This window comes from Ensifer sp. ENS10 (assembly GCF_014852025.1).
Taxonomy (GTDB): Bacteria; Pseudomonadota; Alphaproteobacteria; order Rhizobiales; family Rhizobiaceae; genus Ensifer.
The window spans coordinates 376459-395020 of the sequence record NZ_JACVAS010000001.1; the positions used below are offsets into that span (position 1 = coordinate 376459).

The 18562-nt window shown below is 62.9% G+C and carries 21 protein-coding genes; 11 read left to right on the forward strand and 10 right to left on the reverse strand.

The window, feature by feature from the left end; genetic code table 11:
* Positions 1 to 89: 89 nt before the first annotated feature.
* Positions 90 to 1292, reverse strand: a complete 1203-nt coding sequence (locus IB265_RS01885; protein ID WP_057248036.1) for an efflux RND transporter periplasmic adaptor subunit — start codon at positions 1290 to 1292, stop codon at positions 90 to 92.
* Positions 1293 to 1376: 84 nt separating this feature from the next.
* On the reverse strand, positions 1377 to 2201 hold the full coding sequence (locus IB265_RS01890) for an alpha/beta hydrolase fold domain-containing protein (protein ID WP_057248037.1): 825 nt from the start codon (positions 2199 to 2201) through the stop codon (positions 1377 to 1379).
* Positions 2202 to 2341: 140 nt separating this feature from the next.
* On the opposite strand from IB265_RS01890, the gene IB265_RS01895 reads away from it, so the two are divergent.
* A complete protein-coding gene (locus IB265_RS01895) occupies positions 2342 to 3253 on the forward strand; it encodes a LysR family transcriptional regulator (RefSeq protein WP_057248038.1) in 912 nt (303 codons plus the stop codon).
* A gap of 3 nt (positions 3254 to 3256) precedes the next feature.
* On the opposite strand, the gene IB265_RS01900 is transcribed toward IB265_RS01895, so the two are convergent.
* Entirely contained in the window at positions 3257 to 3607 is a 351-nt protein-coding gene (locus IB265_RS01900) for a helix-turn-helix domain-containing protein (protein ID WP_244495505.1), read from the reverse strand.
* A 133-nt stretch (positions 3608 to 3740) separates the two neighbouring features.
* Between IB265_RS01900 and IB265_RS01905 the strand changes: the two genes are divergently transcribed.
* Positions 3741 to 4058: a multidrug efflux SMR transporter gene (locus tag IB265_RS01905; protein WP_192494612.1), complete on the forward strand. Its 318-nt coding sequence runs from the start codon at positions 3741 to 3743 to the stop codon at positions 4056 to 4058.
* Between the two features lie 91 nt (positions 4059 to 4149).
* Here IB265_RS01905 and IB265_RS01910 read toward each other — a convergent pair whose 3' ends face one another.
* The 3 genes from IB265_RS01910 to dapD form a co-directional block, all read right to left on the reverse strand.
* Complete coding sequence (locus IB265_RS01910) at positions 4150 to 6120, reverse strand: DEAD/DEAH box helicase (RefSeq protein ID WP_057248040.1); 1971 nt, start codon at positions 6118 to 6120, stop codon at positions 4150 to 4152.
* A 251-nt stretch (positions 6121 to 6371) separates the two neighbouring features.
* Complete coding sequence (locus IB265_RS01915; RefSeq protein ID WP_057248041.1) at positions 6372 to 6755, reverse strand: DUF805 domain-containing protein; 384 nt, start codon at positions 6753 to 6755, stop codon at positions 6372 to 6374.
* A gap of 4 nt (positions 6756 to 6759) precedes the next feature.
* Positions 6760 to 7617, reverse strand: a complete 858-nt coding sequence (dapD, locus tag IB265_RS01920) for a 2,3,4,5-tetrahydropyridine-2,6-dicarboxylate N-succinyltransferase (RefSeq protein ID WP_057248042.1) — start codon at positions 7615 to 7617, stop codon at positions 6760 to 6762.
* A 367-nt stretch (positions 7618 to 7984) separates the two neighbouring features.
* On the opposite strand from dapD, the gene IB265_RS01925 reads away from it, so the two are divergent.
* Positions 7985 to 8884: an LOG family protein gene (locus tag IB265_RS01925; protein WP_057248043.1), complete on the forward strand. Its 900-nt coding sequence runs from the start codon at positions 7985 to 7987 to the stop codon at positions 8882 to 8884.
* Between the two features lie 104 nt (positions 8885 to 8988).
* Here the strand turns inward: IB265_RS01925 and IB265_RS01930 are convergent, their stop codons facing one another.
* Together IB265_RS01930 and IB265_RS01935 are read right to left on the reverse strand one after the other, a co-directional pair.
* Positions 8989 to 9510 (reverse strand): EF-hand domain-containing protein, encoded by a 522-nt coding sequence (locus IB265_RS01930; RefSeq protein ID WP_162261268.1) that lies wholly within the window; start codon positions 9508 to 9510, stop codon positions 8989 to 8991.
* A 127-nt stretch (positions 9511 to 9637) separates the two neighbouring features.
* Positions 9638 to 10351 (reverse strand): pyrimidine 5'-nucleotidase, encoded by a 714-nt coding sequence (locus IB265_RS01935; RefSeq protein ID WP_082615700.1) that lies wholly within the window; start codon positions 10349 to 10351, stop codon positions 9638 to 9640.
* Positions 10352 to 10507: 156 nt separating this feature from the next.
* Here IB265_RS01935 and IB265_RS01940 point away from each other — a divergent pair, with 156 nt between their 5' ends.
* The 4 genes from IB265_RS01940 to IB265_RS01955 all read left to right on the forward strand — a co-directional run bounded on the left by IB265_RS01940 (position 10508) and on the right by IB265_RS01955 (position 14191).
* Positions 10508 to 11299 carry a sterol desaturase family protein gene (locus IB265_RS01940; protein WP_057248045.1) on the forward strand — a complete coding sequence of 264 codons (792 nt, stop codon included), beginning with the start codon at positions 10508 to 10510 and terminating at the stop codon, positions 11297 to 11299.
* 57 nt (positions 11300 to 11356) lie between these two features.
* Positions 11357 to 12271: a DMT family transporter gene (locus IB265_RS01945; protein WP_057248046.1), complete on the forward strand. Its 915-nt coding sequence runs from the start codon at positions 11357 to 11359 to the stop codon at positions 12269 to 12271.
* Positions 12272 to 12347: 76 nt separating this feature from the next.
* Positions 12348 to 13427 (forward strand): bifunctional transcriptional activator/DNA repair enzyme AdaA, encoded by a 1080-nt coding sequence (locus tag IB265_RS01950; RefSeq protein ID WP_192494613.1) that lies wholly within the window; start codon positions 12348 to 12350, stop codon positions 13425 to 13427.
* Complete coding sequence (locus IB265_RS01955) at positions 13424 to 14191, forward strand: isocitrate lyase/phosphoenolpyruvate mutase family protein (protein WP_057248048.1); 768 nt, start codon at positions 13424 to 13426, stop codon at positions 14189 to 14191. Before IB265_RS01950 ends, IB265_RS01955 begins: the two co-directional genes overlap by 4 nt.
* Positions 14192 to 14279: 88 nt before the next feature.
* Here IB265_RS01955 and argB read toward each other — a convergent pair whose 3' ends face one another.
* Complete coding sequence (gene argB, locus IB265_RS01960; protein ID WP_058323632.1) at positions 14280 to 15167, reverse strand: acetylglutamate kinase; 888 nt, start codon at positions 15165 to 15167, stop codon at positions 14280 to 14282.
* 157 nt (positions 15168 to 15324) lie between these two features.
* Between argB and IB265_RS01965 the strand changes: the two genes are divergently transcribed.
* The 4 genes from IB265_RS01965 (at position 15325) to msrB (ending at position 17974) form a co-directional block, all read left to right on the forward strand.
* Positions 15325 to 15864: a sigma-70 family RNA polymerase sigma factor gene (locus IB265_RS01965; RefSeq protein ID WP_057248050.1), complete on the forward strand. Its 540-nt coding sequence runs from the start codon at positions 15325 to 15327 to the stop codon at positions 15862 to 15864.
* Positions 15861 to 16583, forward strand: a complete 723-nt coding sequence (locus IB265_RS01970; RefSeq protein WP_057248051.1) for an anti-sigma factor domain-containing protein — start codon at positions 15861 to 15863, stop codon at positions 16581 to 16583. The genes IB265_RS01965 and IB265_RS01970 overlap by 4 nt, the downstream gene beginning before the upstream one ends.
* Before the next feature lie 169 nt (positions 16584 to 16752).
* Entirely contained in the window at positions 16753 to 17310 is a 558-nt protein-coding gene (locus IB265_RS01975; RefSeq protein ID WP_057248052.1) for a fasciclin domain-containing protein, read from the forward strand.
* A 163-nt stretch (positions 17311 to 17473) separates the two neighbouring features.
* Positions 17474 to 17974 carry a peptide-methionine (R)-S-oxide reductase MsrB gene (gene msrB, locus IB265_RS01980; RefSeq protein ID WP_057248053.1) on the forward strand — a complete coding sequence of 167 codons (501 nt, stop codon included), beginning with the start codon at positions 17474 to 17476 and terminating at the stop codon, positions 17972 to 17974.
* Between the two features lie 36 nt (positions 17975 to 18010).
* Here msrB and IB265_RS01985 read toward each other — a convergent pair whose 3' ends face one another.
* Positions 18011 to 18550 carry a DUF1269 domain-containing protein gene (locus IB265_RS01985; RefSeq protein ID WP_057248054.1) on the reverse strand — a complete coding sequence of 180 codons (540 nt, stop codon included), beginning with the start codon at positions 18548 to 18550 and terminating at the stop codon, positions 18011 to 18013.
* Between the last annotated feature and the right edge of the window lie 12 nt (positions 18551 to 18562).

Here is an 18562-nt window from a genome sequence, read left to right on the forward strand (position 1 = left end):
CCGCGGCGAAAGGTGTCGCCGCGCGGCGCTGTCTGCTGAGTGATGCCTAGGCCGGCCGCCTCTTCACACCAGGCGAAGAGGCACCTGGATTACTTGGCGATCGAGGCAGTCGTTTCCTCGACCTGCTGCGGCGCCACGACAACGCCGGGGCGAACCCGCTGCAGGCCGTTGACGACGATGTTCTCGCCAGACTTCAGGCCGCTTTCGACGATCCGCAGACCATCGGAATTCGGCCCGAGTTTCACCTGGCGATACTCGACCTTGTTGTCGGTGCCGACGACGAAGACGAACTTCTTGTCCTGGTCGGAGCCGATGGCGCGGTCGCTGATAACGAGCTTTTCCTCGGGATCCGGCTCGCCGATGCGGATGCGGACGAACTGGCCAGAGATCAGCTTGCCGTCGGCGTTTTCGAGCGCTGCACGCACCCGGATCGTGCCGGTTGCCGCATCCACCTCGTTGTTGATGAGCTGGATATGGCCCGTGATCGGCGTGCCCTCGTCCGCGGCGGTGCCGACCTGGACCGGAAGGCGCTCGATCGCGTCGCCGCCTGCCGAGGAGGCAAGTTTGGCGAGTGCGGTCGTGACCACCTCTTCGCTGGCGTTGAAGCTCGCATAGATCGGATCGACCGAGACGAGTGTCGTCAGCACCGGCGAGGCAGAGCCTGCGGCGACCAGGTTGCCGGCGGTGACGTCGAGCCGGCCGACGCGGCCGGAAATCGGCGCCCGCACCTCCGTATATTGCAGGTCGAGTTCGGCGGTGCGCAGCGCCGCCTTGGCCGAGCGCACTTCGGCTTGAGCTTCGTCATAGGCGCTGGAGCGCTGGTCGACGCTGCTCTGCGGCACGGCGCTGGTGGTCACCAGCTTGCGGCCGCGCTCGAGTTCGATCTTGGCAAGCGCGACGCGCGCTTCGGCTGCCTCGACCTGGGCCTTCGCCCGTTCGACGGCCGCGGCATAGGGCTCGGGATCGATCGTTACCAAGAGATCGCCCTGCTTGACGAGCGCGCCTTCGCGGAAATGCCCCTTGAGAATGGCGCCGCCGACGCGCGGGCGAACCTCGACGCGCTCGATCGCTTCGAGCCGGCCGGAGAATTCCTCCCAGGTGGTGATACGCTTGGACTGCGCCCGCGACACCGAGACCGGCACGGCCGGAGGTGGCGCCGCGGCGGTCTCGGTTGCAGCGTCGGCCTCGAAATGCTGCGGCAGGCCGAGCATGACGGCACCACCGCCGGCGACAGACAAAAGGATACTCAGGCCGGCGCCCCAGAGGGCCCGACGGGTCACTATCGATGTCATCTTTTCTCTCCTTGCCGGTTGGGAGCCGGCGCGTTGCTTTCGATGTCAGACAAGGTGAAGGGGCTGGGTGACCGCCGCTCTCGTCTAACGCACCGTCATTTCCGCCGGCTTCGCCCCCGTCTTCTGGAAGAATCGGGAGAAGATGCCGGTAATTTCTTCCTGCTGTGCCGCCCAGTTTTCCTTGGCGACCGTATTCTGCGGCAGCCATCCGGCTCGTCCCGGCAGGACGTGAGATTCAACCGACACGCCGGCCTGACGCAGGCGTTTGGCGTAGGCTTCGGTTTCGTCGCGCATCGGACACTCCTCGCTGGTCAGGATCAGCGAAGGCACGAGGCCGGCGAGCCGCGTGCAGTGGGCCGGCGCGGCGTAAGGATGCGTGAAGCCGCCGCTTTGCCCGAGGTAGCGCTGCCAGCCGTCGGCGATCGATTGCGCCGAGGACTGCGGACAGTATTGCCGGAACGATTCCGTCGCCAGGCAAGGGTCGAGCATCGGCGACAAAAGAATCTGACCCTTGAGGTCGGTCAGATACTGGTCACGCGCCATCAGCGCGGCGCCGGCGGCAACATTGCCGCCCGCCTCTTCGCCGGCCACGAACAGCGACGATTTCTTGTGCGCGAACTGTGGGCAGCGCGAGCGCATCGACGACAGCATGGCGTAGGCGACATCGAGCGCCGCGGGAAACGGATTGAGGCAAGCTGTGGAATATTCCGGCGAGATCACCACCGCTCCAGCCGCCGCAAGCGCCTCGGCGACGCGCTCACCGGCGGCGATCGTTCCGCCCATGAAGGAGCCGCCATGCAGGTGCAGCACGATCGGCGGCGGATTGAGCAAAGCTTCGCCGCGGTAGACGCGTGCCGCGCAGCAGCCTTGGCCGGTCTGCATCGTCTCCACCTTGAACAGTTCGCCCATCTCTCTTGCCTTCGGCCCGAGCTCAACCCACATGTGGCGACAACACGCCACGGTAGGAGAATAACATTGTCTTCTGTCTGGAATAGTCTTTTCAAACTGACTACACTATTCGTATTCTCGAACAATTATGGCTCTTGAAAATGGACCAGCTCACGGCCATGCGTGCGTTCCTCCGGGTCGTCGAAACCGGAAACTTTACCCGCGCCTCCGCTTCGCTGAATATGCCCAAGGCGACCCTCACCAATCTCATTCAGGGGTTGGAAGCGCATCTGCGCACAAAACTTTTGAACCGCACCACCCGCCGGGTGCTGGTGACGCCGGATGGCGCGCTCTACTACGAGCGGGCCGCTCGGTTGCTGACCGATCTCGATGAACTCGACGGCAGCCTGTCGAGCGCCCAGAGTTTGCCGAAGGGGCGATTGCGTGTCGAGACGGCGGGCGCCTTTGCCAATCTGATCATCGTTCCAGCGCTTCCTGAGTTCAATCGGAAGTATCCGGACATCCAGATCGACCTCGGCGTTTCCGATCGCACCGTCGACTATCTCGCGGAGAACGTCGATTGCGCCATCCGTGGCGGCGCACTGACGGATCAGTCGCTGATCGCCCGACGCATTACAGAGATGAAATTCGTCACCTGCGCCTCGCCGGAATATCTCAAGCGGCACGCAATGCCGCAGCATCCTTCCGATCTCGCGAAGAATTGCTCCGTTGTCGGCTATTTCATGCCGAAGACCGGCCAGCCGATGCCCTACCAGTTCCGCCGCGGCAACGAAGAGATGGAGGTCCAGGGTCGTTACAGCGTCGCGGCAAACGAGGCGACGACCTATCTTGCTGCCGCGCGCGCCGGATTGGGTGTCATCCAGGTGCCGCTCTTCATGGTCCGCGACGATCTGCGGGCCGGCACCATGGTTCCGGTGCTCAGCGACTGGCAGATCGATCCGGAGCCGGTCTATCTTGTCTATCCGCCGAACCGCCACTTGAGCAGTCGCCTGCGCGTCTTTGCCGACTGGGTGGTGAAGGTGGTCGCCCAGTCGCAACTCGACGCGGAGTGAGCCTCACTTGTCTCGTTCGGCGTCGTAGCGCTCGCGGGCCACATCCAGCGCGCCGAAATGCGTCTCGGCCCAACGATCGAGCACCAGCAAGGTTTCGCTGAGTGAGCGGCCGATCGGGCTCAAGCTGTATTCCACATGCGGCGGCACGGTCTTCTTGTCCTCGCGGACAACCAGGCCGTTGCGCTCCAGCTCCTTCAGCGTCTGCGTCAGCATCTTCTGCGAGATGTCGCCGAGCCGGCGCATCAGCGCGGCATTGCGCATCGGCCCACCTTCGAGCGCCGAGATAATGAGCATCGGCCATTTGCCGGCGATCAGCTCCAGCGCGTGGCGTGACGAGCAGGTTGGATCGAACACGTCAGGGATCGAGGCTGCGGGCGCTTTCGCCGGGCTTTCCGGATTTTCCATAGTTACCAAAAGGTGCGTAATTGTTATTTGGTGCCTACTCTACCAGATTGTGAACCATGTGAGAATTCCGATGGAGACGAACATGGCATGGATCATTCTGATAGCGGCGAGCCTCGTCGAGATCGTCATGGGGCTGGCGCTGAAATACGCCGAGGGCTGGACGAAACTGGTGCCTAGCGCGATCGGCATCGCGGCAGCGCTCGCCAGCGTCTATCTCCTGACGATCGCCATGCGAGACCTGCCGGCAGGCACAGCCTACGCCGCCTGGACCGGCATCGGCTCGGTCGGCATCACTGTGCTCGGCATCGTGCTCTTCGGCGACCCGATCTCCTGGATGCGCATCACCTGCATCGCGATGATCATCGTCGCCGTCGCCGGCCTTCGCTTCCTGGAAGCCTGAGACCACATCGTTCGCAACCCTGCTCACGAAAAAAGCGCCGCGATCCGATCGCGGCGCTTTTTAATTGACTGAGAACTCTGCCGGTGTCGGCTTAGCCCTGGCGGTTCTTGGCGTTGCCCTTGGGCTTGGTTTTGGGCTTGAAGCCGCCGTCCTTGCTGGCGTCCGGCTTGCCCTTCTTCTTGTTGTTCCAGGGCTTGTCGGCACCCTTGGCCGGCGGCCGGTCCTCGGTATGGGCCGGTCCATCGGAATAGGCGGCCTTCTTTTCGAACTTCCGCTTCGGCTTGAAGTCGCCGCGATCATCGCTCCGCACAGCATCGTCGGAATAGGGGCGCTTCTTGGCAAAGCCCGGCTTGTCCTTGGAGAAGTTTGGTTTGTCCTTGGAGTAACTCGGCTTTTCCTGACGCTGCTGCGAAAGGTCAGGCGCGCCAGCGAGCGGCTTCACCCGAATGCCTTTCTCCAGCATCTTGTCCTTGCCGATGGCCGACAGGAACCGTTCGGCACCCTCGGAGGTCATCTCGACGAAGGTTTCCTCCTGCTGCATGCGGATCGCGCCGATGTCGCGCTTCGTCAGCTTGCCGTGGCGGCAGAGCATCGGGATCAGCCAGCGCGGCTCGGCGCTCTGCTTGCGGCCGACCGAAAGCGAGAACCAGCTGCCGTCGCTGAAGTCCGCCCGTTCGGCGCCGAAGTCCTCGCGCGGTGCACGGTCATCGCGCGGTGCGCGTTCGTCGCGGCGCGGCTTGGCGCCGACAGTAACTTCGATCAGGTCTTCCGGGGCTGAGCGTCCCGAGCGGAACTGGCGCACAAAGGCAGCGGCCATCTGTTCAGCACCGTGGCGTTCGATGAGCGCTGCGACGATCGCCTCCTCGTCCTCGCGGATCGGCTCGGCAAAGCTGGTGTCGGCAAGCAGGCGCTCGTCGTCACGCTGGCTGACCTCGTCGGCCGACGGTGGCCGCGCCCATGTCGCGGTGATCCGTCCGCCGTCGAGCAAGCGCTCGGCCTTGCGGCGCTGGTTGACCGGCACGATCAGCGCGCTCACCCCCTTCTGGCCGGCGCGTCCGGTTCGGCCGCTGCGGTGCAGCAGCGTTTCCGAGTTGGTCGGCAGGTCGGCGTGGATGACCAGTTCGAGGCCCGGCAGGTCGATGCCGCGGGCGGCGACGTCGGTGGCGATGCAGACACGGGCGCGGCCGTCGCGCATGGCCTGCAGCGCGTGGGTGCGTTCGTTCTGGCTGAGTTCGCCCGAGAGCGCCACCACCGAGAAGCCGCGGTTGTTGAAGCGGGCGGTCAGGTGGTTGACCGCGGCGCGGGTCGAACAGAAGACGATCGCGTTTCTGGCCTCATAGTAGCGCAGCACGTTGATGATCGCGTTCTCGCGATCGTTCGGCGCCACCGTCAGGGCGCGATATTCGATGTCGACATGCTGCTTCTGTTCGGAAGCGGTGCTGATGCGCACGGCGTCGCGCTGGTAGTTCTTGGCAAGCGTCGCGATCGATTTCGGCACGGTTGCCGAGAACATCAGCGTGCGGCGGTCATCGGGGGATTCCTCGAGAATGAATTCGAGGTCCTCGCGGAAGCCGAGGTCGAGCATCTCGTCGGCCTCGTCGAGCACGATGGCGCGCAGCGAGGAAATGTCGAGCGAGTTGCGGCGGATATGGTCGCAAAGACGTCCGGGCGTGCCGACGACGATGTGCGCGCCGCGTTCCAGCGCCCGCTTCTCGGTACGCATGTCCATACCGCCAACACAGGAAGCGATGGTCGCGCCGGTTTGTTCGTAGAGCCATTCGAGCTCGCGCTTCACCTGCAGCGCCAATTCGCGCGTCGGGGCGATCGCCAGCGCCAGCGGTGCGCCGGCCGGGCCGAAGCGGCGCTCGTCACCCAGCAGGGTCGGCGCGAGCGCAAGGCCGAAGGCGACCGTCTTGCCGGAACCGGTCTGCGCCGAGACCAGCGCGTCCCTGTCGGCGAGCTCCGGGTCGCGCATCGCCTTTTGAACCGGCGTCAATTCGTTGTAACCGCGTTTTGCCAACGCCTCGGCGATCGCAGGCGCGATCCCTTCGAATTCAGTCATATCGTGTCTTTCGGATTTCGGTCGTCATGCCCAGGACGATCGGATCGTCATTGGCGCGAATTGCCGTGGCCAGCACGTCGCGGGCCTGTCATGGCGCGCTACATACGCGCTCGCACGGTTCTTGTACAGGGGCGAAGGGTCCAGAGCGGGATGAGGAAAGGTGTGCACGGTTTTCCGCCCGTATCCCGCTCCAACTTACAGGAAACGATCCGTTTGTGATTTTGGGTCGATCCGATCCAAAATCATCGTGTCTAGATTCCCGGTTGGTCGCTGCGCGCGCCGAATTCGTTGGGTCCCGGCTCACCCGGCCACAGGCAAAGCGCGATGAAAACCACCGGGCTGAGGACGGGAATGAACAGACAGAGCGAGAGCGGTCCGGGATAGCCGATATCGTGCAGGCGCTTGATCGCCAGCATGGCGATCGAGGGCAGGGAGACGATCGCCGAGATGGCGAACGCCAGTGTCCAGAGGGCCAGCGCCGTCTCGTGTTCTTCGTTGGCAACCATCCTGGCGACGATGAAGCCGCCGATGAGGAACCAGAACAGCCAGGACAGGAAGAAGGGCAGGCGGCCGATGCGACCAGAGGGGCTGAAGAACAGCCAGGTCATGCTCGGCTGCGGCCCCTCCGGTGTCATCGCATCAGTCCCGCAGCAGTTCGTTGATGCCGGTCTTCGAGCGGGTCTTCTCGTCGACGCGCTTGACGATGACGGCGCAATAGAGGTTCGGTGCCGGCTGGCCGTTGCCCATGGTCGAGCCTGATGGCATCGAGCCTGCGACGACGACGGAATAGGGCGGCACTTCGCCATAGGTGATTTCGCCGGTGGCGCGGTCGACGATCTTGGTCGACTTGCCGATGAAGACGCCCATGCCGAGGACCGAGCCCTCGCGCACGATGCAGCCTTCGACGACTTCCGAGCGGGCGCCGATGAAGCAATTGTCCTCGATGATCGTCGGGCCGGCCTGCATCGGCTCCAGTACGCCGCCGATGCCGACGCCGCCAGAGAGATGCACGTGCTTGCCGATCTGGGCGCAGGAGCCCACGGTTGCCCAGGTATCGACCATCGTGCCTTCGCCGACATAGGCGCCGAGGTTGACGAAAGATGGCATCAGGATCGCGTTGGGGGCGATATAGGCCGAGCGGCGCACGACGCAGTTCGGTACGGCGCGGAAACCAGCCTTCTCGAATTCGTTGACGCTCCAGCCGTCGAACTTCGACGGTACCTTGTCCCACCAGACGGACTGGCCCGGTCCACCCTTGACGATTTCCATCGGGTTGAGGCGGAAGGAGAGCAGCACCGCCTTCTTCAGCCATTGATTGACCGTCCATACGCCATCCTCGCCGCGCTGGGCAACGCGGACCTTGCCGCCGTCGAGCAGGTTCAGCGCCGTCTCCACGGCATCGCGCACTGCGCCGCGCGTTCCGGTGCTGACGGAATCGCGGTCTTCAAAGGCGGTCTCGATCGTCTGCGACAGGGAGGTGAGGTCGTGGTTCGTCATCGGAATTCCTTAAAGTTCGGCGGTTATCCTGCGAAAGCTCTACTGCATAATTCCTCAAATCGGAATCGATTTAAGGACAAAAATACGCAGCAGATCTAGGTGCTGCAGCGATCTTGACACGTCTTGGCGGACGTGTGGCGCTGTAGAAGCCGGTCCTGAAAAGTTGAAGGGCTTTTCAGGCCGATGCGCTTGCCCGGGGTTGGCAAATCCGGGCGATTCCTGCACTACAGCGCCGCGCACCCGTTCGGGACGCGCAAGGGGCGCGCAGCGCAGTGGTGCGCTTGCAACCTTCATGACCGAGGATTGAGGATAGGACGCGTCTGGCCGAGATGCCGATTGTCCGGAACGCGACGAGAAAGACGACACGATGGCACGCATGAAGAAGCGCGCACTGCGCCGCAAGGACGGGGTCTGGGATCCACTGGCCGACAGCTCGCAGAGCCGGCAGCGAGCGCAGACGGTCCCGATCACGCCGCAATCGGCATCGCCCTCCTATCGCCTCGCCTATATCGACGACGATTTCCTTTGCCGCGAGGAACTGCGCCCGGTCCGTCTGCAGCTCGAACTCATGAAGACCGAGATGATGCTGGAAGAACGCGGCATCAATTCCACCATAGTGATGTTCGGCGGTGCCCGCATTCCCGAGCCCGGCGGTGATGCCTGGGCGGCAAAGAACGAGACCCAGCGCAAGAACCTCGAGGCGGCCTCGGTCTATTACGAGGAAGCGCGCAAGTTCGCGCGGCTCTGCTCCGAGCATTCGGCCAAGCTGCACCACAAGGAATATGTGGTCGTCACCGGCGGCGGACCTGGCGTGATGGAGGCGGGCAACCGCGGCGCCCACGATGTCGGTGCACCGTCGATCGGCCTCAACATCGTGCTGCCGCATGAGCAGGCGCCGAACCGCTTCGTGACGCCGGAACTGTCGTTCAACTTCCACTACTTCGCCATCCGCAAGATGCACTTCCTCTTGCGTGCCAAGGCCGTCACCGTCTTCCCCGGTGGCTTCGGCACGCTCGACGAGCTCTTTGAAACGATGACGCTGATGCAGACCGGACGTCTGGCGCTGGTGCCGCTCATTCTCTTCGGCGAAAAGTTCTGGCGTTCGATCGTCAACTTCGAGGCGCTTGCCGAGTTTGGCACGATCGCACCCAATGACATCGATCTGGTACACTTTGTCGAAACGGCGGACGAAGCCTGGGAGATCATTGCCCGCTTCTACGAAACCGTCGATCCGAAGTCGGTGCCGATGGCGAACGGGCGGCGCTAGGCGCGGCGTTCAATAATGCACATAGCCCCTTGCGCGGGTTGCAAGGGGCTATGGGTCAGGCAGGAGCCTCTCCACCGGGCGGTGGAAAGAGGGGGATGCTCCCGTCAGATCTTCTTGGTGAAGTCGGCTGCGTCGATGACACCGTCACCGTTCTTGTCTCGCCGCTTGAACATGGTCTCGGCGGCGCTCGAAACTTCGCTCGCGCTGAGCGAGCCATTGCCATCGGTGTCGATGCGTTTGAAGGCCTTCGGCCTGAGACCCGGCAGCATCGTTGGGCGAACTTCCTTGACCTTGGCAAGGGCCGCTTCGCGCTCGGTGCCAGTCTTGTCCTTGGCCTCTTTCCAGGCCTTGCGTGCCTCGCGGAAGGCTTCGCGTTTGGCCTTCATCTCATCGGCGCTGATCTGGCCATCGCCATTGGTGTCGAAGGTTTTGAAGTTGTCGGAGATCCGCGCCTGGAACTCGGCGAGCGAAACCTTCTGGTCCTTGTCGGTGTCGAGCCGCTGGATCATGCGCTCGCCCCGTTGCTCGGGCGTCATCTTTTCGCGCGCGGCAAAAGAGGGGCCGGCCATGCCGGTGACGGCGACTGAGAGCGCGGTCACGGTAAGGATCAGGATCTTGTTCGGCATCATGCTTCCTTTCGATCGGGTTGTCCCTGATCGAAAGGATAGCCGGTGAAGCGCGCCGTTCCAGTTAAACTTTCGTAATTTAAGTCATTGGCCGGAAAGAGGTTTTTTGCCGGCCAAATTGTGTCGGTCAGAGATCGGACAGGACGTGGCGCAGGAAGCCGGTGAGGTCCTCCGTCACGTAGTCGATCTGCTCGTCGGTATCGTTCGACTTCTCCCAGGATTCGGCGAACGTATATTCGAGGTTGTGCGGCACCAGCAGCACCGTCTTCATGCCGAGCGCCTTCGGCACCAGGAGGTTGCGCGGCAGGTCCTCGAACATCACGGCGTTCCGGGTGTCGACCCGGTGCAGGCTCATGAACTTGTCATAGGTCTCACCAGCCGGCTTCGGCACGAAATCGGCGGCAACGATGTCGAAGATGTCGTCGAAATGGTCGAGGATCCCGAGCGCTCGCGCCGTCATCTGCGCATGCGCGACACTGCCGTTGGTGAAGATGAACTTGCGGCCTGGAAGCGACTTGATGGCTTCGCCGAGTGCCGGATCCGGCGGCACGATCGAGTAGTCGATCGCATGCGCCTGCTCGAGGAACTCGTTCGGGTCGATGCCGTGGTGGATCATCAAACCTTTGAGCGTCGTGCCGTGGTCGCGGTAGTAGTCTTTCTGCAGCTTCTTCGCATCGGCCGGGTCCAGCGACAAAAGCTTCGCCACATAGGCCGTCATGTTGCGGTCGATTTGCGCAAACAGGTTGACGTGGTGCGGATAGAGCGTGTTGTCGAGGTCGAAGACCCAGTCGGTGACATGGGCGAAGTCGGATTGGTTCGGCAGGCGGTTGAGCTTTTTCATGACCGCCTTATGACATGGGGAAAGGTGGCGGCAAATGAGAAAAATGCAAATCGCTGCTCGGGCCGCAATGCTGGCGCATAGAATTCCACTTTGAATTGTCAAACCGGCGTGGCATCTTCCGGCGCGCGGTTTTGGCTCGGGGGAATGTAGGTGCCAATGTCGGACGAACTGTTCTATCTGCTGTTTCTGTTCGGATTCTATTCGTTCACTGTCGGGACCTATTTCGCGCTCGGTTACGGCATCACTTGGCTCAACGAGCGCAATCCCGAGCGAAAGATCCAGAAGGGACGCGGCTCCGACAAGCGGCGCAAAGCCGAGATCCGCCAGAGCCTGGCATCGATGTTCAGCGCCTGCCTGCCGCTGACGATCGGCCTCTATGCGCAGCAGAAAGGCTGGGCGCCGGCACCCTGGGATTTCAGCTGGTGGTGGGCGGTGCCGTTCTTCGTGCTCAGCATGATCCTCTACGATGCCTGGTTCTATTTCATGCACCGGCTGCTGCACACCAAGTGGCTCTATCCGCTGCATGCCCTGCATCATAAAAGCGTCGCGCCGACGATCTGGAGCACCTATTCGGAAGATGTCTTTGACAACTTCCTGCTTCAGAGCTTTTCCGCCGTCGTCGTTTTCGTCGTGCCGTTTCCGCCAGTGATCCTCATCGGGCATAGGCTGTTCGAGCATTTCAATGGCATGATCGGGCATTGCGGCTTCGAGTATTTCGCCACGTCGACGGCCCGTTATCCGTCTCCCCTGTTGTGCACGACGTTCCATGACCAGCACCATTCAGGCTTCAAATACAATTACGCCAACTATTTCTCGTTCTGGGATCGTGTGCTCGGCACGCTCGCACCCAACTACGATCAGCGCGTGAAGACGTTTGAGGACGAGGCGCCGCGGATCGCGATCAATCCGTCCGTTGTGCTCGCCGAGGCTCAGGAAAAGGCGGACTGAAACGCTGGAGCGCGCGGGGCCTTGGCAATGCCGGGAGCCGCGTGCTAGCTCGCAGCCATGGAAACCTGGGTCCTCATCACCGTCGCTGCGGCATTCCTTCAGAACGTCCGCTCGGCCATGCAGAAACACCTGAAAGGCGTCATGGGCACGACGGGCGCGACCTTCGTGCGCTTCGGCTTCGGCCTGCCTTTCGCCTTTCTCTATCTGTTTCTGCTCTGGCAGGTGGCCGGTCGTCCGCTTCCAGTGCCGAATGGCACGTTCTTCCTCTGGGCTATTATCGGCGGGCTGGCGCAGATTGCTGCGACCTTCCTGCTCGTCCACCTCTTCTCGTTCCGCAACTTTGCTGTCGGCACTGCCTATTCCCGCACCGAGCCGGCGCAGGCGGCGGTGTTTGGCCTTATCTTCCTCGGCGAAAAGGCGAGCCAGGGAACCCTGGTGGCAATCGCCATCTCGGTCGTCGGCGTGATGCTGATCTCGGTGGCGCGCACGACACTCAGCCCACGCACGCTCGTGACCTCGGTGTTCAGTCGCACGGCCGGCATCGGTCTGCTGTCAGGTACGTTCTTCGGTCTTTCGGCCGTTTCCTATCGTTCGGCCTCACTGGCGCTCGCGCCGAGCCTTCCGGCGCCCGACTACATCATGCAGGCGAGCTATACGCTCGGATTCGTCATCCTGCTGCAGACCGTGGTCATGCTGATCTGGATCGTGCTTCGCGAGCGTGACGAGCTGCCACGCATCGCCGCCGCCTGGAAGCCCGCCTTCGTCGTCGGCTTCGTCGGCGCATCCGCCTCCTTCGGCTGGTTCATGGCGATGACGCTGCAGCAGGCCGCTGTCGTCAAGGTCGTGGCGCAGGTGGAAATGCTCTTCACCTTCGCCTCGTCCTTCTTCATCTTCCGCGAATGGATCAACCGGCTCGAACTTTTCGGCTGCCTGCTGATCGTGCTCGGCGTGGTGATGCTCGTACTGATCTGAAAACGCGTGCTGATCTGAAAAAATAGGCGCCCGAAAACCGGCGCCTTCGCGCATGCGGGCGTGGTAGAACGCCTGCATGTTGTTCGATCTTCCCTCCGATGAAACGCTCTACGACGCGCTGATCGCGCGAAGCACCGAATACGAAGGTGCTGCCTTCGTTTGCGTCAAGACGACAGGCGTCTTCTGCCGCCTGTCTTGCCCCGCCCGCAAACCGAAGCGCGAGAACACGATCTTCGTGGGCTCTATCGGGACCTGCCTGGAGACGGGTTTCCGTCCATGCCAGCGCTGCCGGCCGCTCGCGACGTTCGGCGCCAAGGACCCGCTCGTCGAGGACCTGCTGCAGGCGCTGGAAGCGGCACCGGAACGGCGCTGGAGTGAGGACGATATCGTTCGCCGTGGCCTCGATCCCTCGACGGTGCGGCGCGCTTTCAAGCGCAGCCTCGGTATCACCTTCCTCGATCTCGCGCGGCACCGTCGCCTGGGGCTCGCCGCCCGCCAGCTTGCCGACGGCGGCCGGGTGATCGATGCCCAGCTCGAAGCCGGATATGAATCGCCAAGCGGCTTTCGCGCTGCGTTCCAGCGGCTGCTCGGCGACGCACCGGCGGCAGCGCAGGGGAGGGCCCTGCTTTTCTCCGACTGGATCGAAACGCCGCTCGGGCCCATGGTCGCCGTTGCCGATGCCACGCATCTGCATCTGCTCGAGTTCCACGACCGCAAGGCGCTGCCGACCGAACTGGAGAAACTGAAGAAAGGGACACGCTCGGCCATTGTATCAGGCAGAACGGGGCCGATCGACGAGATCGAAAGCGAGCTCATCGCCTATTTCGCGGGCAAAACGGGCGCTTTCGAAACGCCGCTCGCACCGGGCGGAACGGCCTTCGAACGCAACGTTTGGGCGCAGCTTGCCAAAATTCCCGTCGGCGAAACGCGATCCTATGGTGACATTGCCCGCGAGGTCGATACGATCCAGGCCGCGCGTGCCGTGGCCAAGGCCAACGGTTCCAACCGGATCGCGATTGTCATCCCCTGCCACCGTTGTATCGGCTCGGACGGTTCACTGACGGGGTATGGCGGCGGGCTCTGGCGGAAGCAATGGCTGCTCCGGCACGAAGGAAAACTGAAACCCAAGGGATTGTTCGTGGAGGAAATGCAATGAGCCAGAAGGAAAAGGCGCTCGCCTTTGCTGCCCTGCATCGGAAGGGCGACCCGGTGGTGCTCTATAATATCTGGGACGCCGGCAGCGCCAAGGCCGTGGCCGAAGCCGGTGCCAAGGCTCTTGCCACCGGAAGCTGGTCGGTGGCGGCCGCCCATGGTTTCGGCGATGGCGAGAAGGTGCCGATGGCGTGGCTCGCCGATGTCTCGCGGCTGATCGTGGCTTCGACGGAGCTGCCCGTCACCGTTGACTTCGAAGGCGCCTATTCCGACGATCCGGCGACGGGTGCCGCCAATGTCTCGCGCATTCTCGATGTCGGTGCCATCGGCATCAATTTCGAGGACCAGGTGGTCGGCAAGGGCGGCGTGCATGCGGTCGACAAGCAGGCGGCACGCATCCGCGCCATTCGCGAGATGGCCGATAGGCGCGGCATACCGTTGTTCATCAATGCCCGCACCGACCTGTTCCTGCAGGAGAGCGATGAGACGCGACACGGCGGCCTCGTCGACGAGGCGATCGCGCGCGGCAAGGCCTTTGCCGAAGCGGGCGCCAACGGTTTCTTCGTTCCGTGGCTGGTCGACGAAGGGCTGATTGCCAAGGTCTGTGCTGCCTCCAGCCTGCCGGTCAACATCATGATGCGGCCGGCAGCGCCCGACGTGAAGACGCTTGCCCGCGCCGGCGTCGCGCGCATCAGCTATGGCCCGTTCCCCTACCGGGTGATGATGGAGAAGCTGAAAGCCGCAGCGACCGAGATCTACAAGGGCTGATCGGGCACCGCCCTCAAAAGGAAAGCGGGAGAAGGCCGATGCCGTCTCCCGCTTCTTTGTTTGATACGGTGTAGGTCGTTAAAGCCGATCAGGGCACGATCAGCGTGCCGGCTCCGCGCTCGGTGAAGATTTCGAGCAGCACCGAGTGGGCCGTCTTGCCGTTGAGGATGACGACGCCCTGGACGCCCGCCTTGATCGCCTCGATGCAGGTCTCGACCTTGGGGATCATGCCGCCGGAGATCGTGCCGTCGGCGATCAGCGCGCGGGCCTGGGAAACCGAGAGCTCCTTGATCAGGTTGCCCTGCTTGTCGAGAACGCCCGGAACATCCGTCAGGAACAGGAGGCGCGTGGCGTTCAGCGCGCCGGCGATGGCGCCGGCGAAGGTGTCGGCGTTGATGTTGTAGGTGTGGCCGTCGCGGCCGGGCGCCACCGGTGCGATGACCGGGATCATCTCCGAGCGCGCGAGCAGGTCGATCAGCGTGCGGTCGACTTCGACCACTTCGCCGACGAAGCCGAGATCGAGGACGCGTTCGATGTTGCTATCCGGATCCTTGATGGTCTTGCGCGCCTTTTCGGCGAAGACCATGTTGCCGTCCTTGCCGCAAAGGCCGATCGCCCATTCGCCCGTCTGGTTGATCAGCGCGACGATCTCCTTGTTGATCGAGCCGGCCAGCACCATCTCGACGATCTCGACCGTCTTCTCGTCGGTGACGCGCAGACCGCCCTCGAACTTCGATTCGATGCCCATCTTCGTCAGCATCGCGCCGATCTGCGGGCCGCCGCCGTGCACGACGATCGGGTTGACGCCTGACTGCTTCAGAAGCGCGATGTCGCTGGCAAAGGCGCGGCCGAGCTCGCTGTTGCCCATGGCATGGCCGCCATATTTGACGACGATCGTCTTATTTTCGTAGCGCTGCATATAGGGCAGGGCCTGGGTGAGCAGGCGTGCCTGGATTTCACTTTCATTGGCGGACATGGCGGACCCTCGAAAAATACCGGCTGCTGTTTAGCGCAAGTTCCGGACCGATGGAATGATCGGCGAGCAATATAAAGCCGGAATGACGGAGATGGCTGGTGCATTGTGATCCGCGCCCTATCTCTGTTTACGGACGAGATTTTGGGGCGCACGCTGAATGATCGAGGAGGATGTAGCCGAGTTGCTTGGTCGCGTCTCGCTTGGCGATCGCGACGCCTTCGCCGAACTCTACCGGCAGACGAGCCCGAAACTCTTCGGCATCTGCCTTCGTATCCTCGGAAATCGGGGTGAAGCGGAAGAAGCGCTGCAGGAAATCTACGTCAAGATCTGGCAGCGGGCTGACCGATTTTCCCAAGGACAGGCGGCGGCGACGTCCTGGCTGGCGGCCGTTGCACGCAATCAGGCGATCGACGTCGTCAGGGCGCGAAAACCGGCCGCCAACGCGATTGACGAAGCCTACGATTTGGCTGATCCTGCTGCCGATCCGGAAAAATCGGCGGTCGTCAGAGCAGAGGGCAGGCGGATCGATGCCTGCATGGAGGAGCTTGAAAAGGACCGCGCGGAGGCGGTTCGGCGTGCCTATGTCGAAGGTCTGAGTTACCAGGAACTGGCGGATACCTTCGCTGTGCCGCTGAACACGATGCGGACTTGGTTGAGGCGCAGCCTCATGAAGTTGCGAGAGTGTATGGAGCGATGACGACACCAACCCCAGAGGGCCGAGACTTCCGCCGCGACGAGGTGATCGCCGGCGAATATGTGCTTGGCGTGTTGTCTGCTGACGACCGACGCAAGGTCGAGGCCCGTCTTGCCTCCGATCGCAACTTCGCCGCCATGGTCGACCGCTGGCAGAGCAATCTCTCCTCCTTCGACGAGGCCTATGACGCGGTGGTGCCCCCACCCAGGAGCTTTTCGGCAATCGAGCGGCGGCTCTTCGAAACGGCGCGGCCCGAGCCGGTCACGCCGCGCCGCGGGCTGTGGAACTCACTGGCCCTTTGGCGGAGCCTGGCACTGGCTTCGCTCGCCGCTGTCATGGTCATGGGCGCTTCGCTCGCCAGCCTGTTCGAAGCGCCTTCGGCCGGCACCTCGCTCGTCGCGGAACTCGCCGGCAAAGGTACTGCCATCGATCTCGTCGCCCACTTCGATCGGGCATCGGGGCGGCTGAAGGTAACGCCGGTTGCAGCAAGGCAGGCGGAGCAGAAATCGCTTGAGCTCTGGCTCATCAATGGCAGCAATCCGGCGATCTCGCTCGGCGTGCTGCCGCAGTCCGGCGAAGGCGAGATCGCCGTTCCATCGGCCTTCCGGTCGAGAATTTCGACCGGCTCGGTTCTTGCGGTCAGCGTCGAGCCGCTGGGCGGGTCGCCGACCGGATCGGCGACCGGGCCGATCATCGCGCTCGGCAAGGCGCGAAACCTCTAATCCGCCATAGAGCAAGAATTCCCATTTTCTATCAGATAGATACGTTTCAGGAAAATTCCTGAAACTCTTTCTCTCGCGCTTCCGTTGCTTGTTATGTTCCCGCGGTGGGAACGGCAGCTTCGGCGGGGCGGCTCACGCGTCGCCTCCCTCAACAGGAAGGAAGAGAAAGATGTTCACGTCTGCTATCCGCACTCTGGCGACAGCGTCCCTTCTTGCGGCAAGCGCACTTGTCGCCCATGCCGAAAATCCGATGGTCGGCGGCGCGCCGATGTATGCGGAGAAGAATATCGTCGAGAACGCCGTCAATTCGAAGGATCACACCACGCTGGTCGCGGCCGTCAAGGCAGCCGGTCTGGTAGAAACCTTGGAGGGCAAGGGCCCGTTCACGGTGTTCGCTCCGACGAACGCCGCCTTCGACGCGCTGCCCGCGGGCACGGTCGAGACACTTCTTAAACCGGAAAACAAGGAGAAGCTCACCAAGATTCTGACTTGCCACGTTGTTGCCGCCGACGCGATGTCCTCGGCGATATCAGGCATGATCAAGGACGACGGTGGCGAACATGACGTGAAGACCGTCGGCGGTTGCGTTCTCAGGGCCAAGGAGGATGGCGGCAAGCTGATGCTGACCGACGAGACCGGCGGCACGGCGACGGTAACGATCGCCGATGTCAAGCAGTCGAACGGCGTCATCCATGTGATCGACAAGGTGCTGCTGCCGAAGGGTTGACGAGCTTGCGCCGAGGCGGCGGTTCGTCGTCCCGGCGCTTTGCCAGCGGCCAGATGGCCGCTGGCTTTTTCGAACCGCGCCTCACGGTGCTTTGATCCGCATTGTTTTGCCGTCGTTGTGGCCGGTCGCTATGCTCACGAAAGGATCGGTAGGGGAGGCTTCTATGATCAACCGGCGCGTCTTCCTGTTGGCGGGCTCCGCATTCGCCGCGCTGCCGACAATCCAAAGTCTCACGCCGCTCGCCCGGGCGGCCGGCGGCGAATCCTTCGAGATCGTTAGGAGTGATGAGGAGTGGCGGGCGGTTCTGACCGACGACCAATACCGAATCCTGCGGCATGAGGATACGGAGCGCCCCTTCACCAGCGCGCTCAACCACGAGAAGCGCAAGGGTATCTTCCAATGCGCCGGCTGTGCGCTTCCGCTCTATTCGTCCGAGGCGAAATATGACAGCGGTACCGGCTGGCCGAGCTTCTGGCAATCGCTGCCCGGCGCCGTGGCAACGCGCGAGGACACTTCCCTGTCCATGACCCGCACGGAGTGCCATTGCCGCCGCTGTGGCGGGCACCTCGGCCATATCTTCGATGACGGTCCACGGCCGACCGGCAAGCGCCATTGCATCAATGGCCTGGCGCTTGCCTTCGTACCGGCGGCCAAATCCAGCTAGGCGCTCCGGCGGGAGCGCTAGCGTCGCGCGGCGGGATTAGAACGACCCGGCTGGCGGCGAGGCTGCCGCGGCGCCGGAGAGTGCAGCCTGGAGCTTCTGCTCCTGTTCCGGTGAAAGCGACGTCTTCAGGACGCGGCCGCGCAGGTCCGGGAATTCGGCGAGCACCTTCTCAGGCTGGACCTTGCGCACGAGGATGAACAGTGCCGAGGAATTGTTCGGAATGGTGTTGCCGAGCGATTTGATGAACTCGTCGTCGATGCCGTAGTCCGTCAGCGACCCGGAGAGGGCACCGGCACCGGCGCCGAGCGCGCCGCCGATCGCAAAGCCCGCCAGCGGGTTGAGGAAAAGGAGGCCGACGAGCCCGCCCCAGATCGAACCGGAGAGCAGCCCGGACGTGGCACCGACGGCTGTCAGGTTCAGGCTCTGCTTGAGATGAACCTTGCCTTCCGTGTCGCGCACGACCACGACCGCGTCCTCGAGGTCGATCAGGTATTCCTTCTTCAGCCCGGCGAGCCGGACCAGAACCCTATCGGCTTCCTCAGGGGAATCGAACCCGACAACGATCAAATCGGACATGACTTTCTCCTA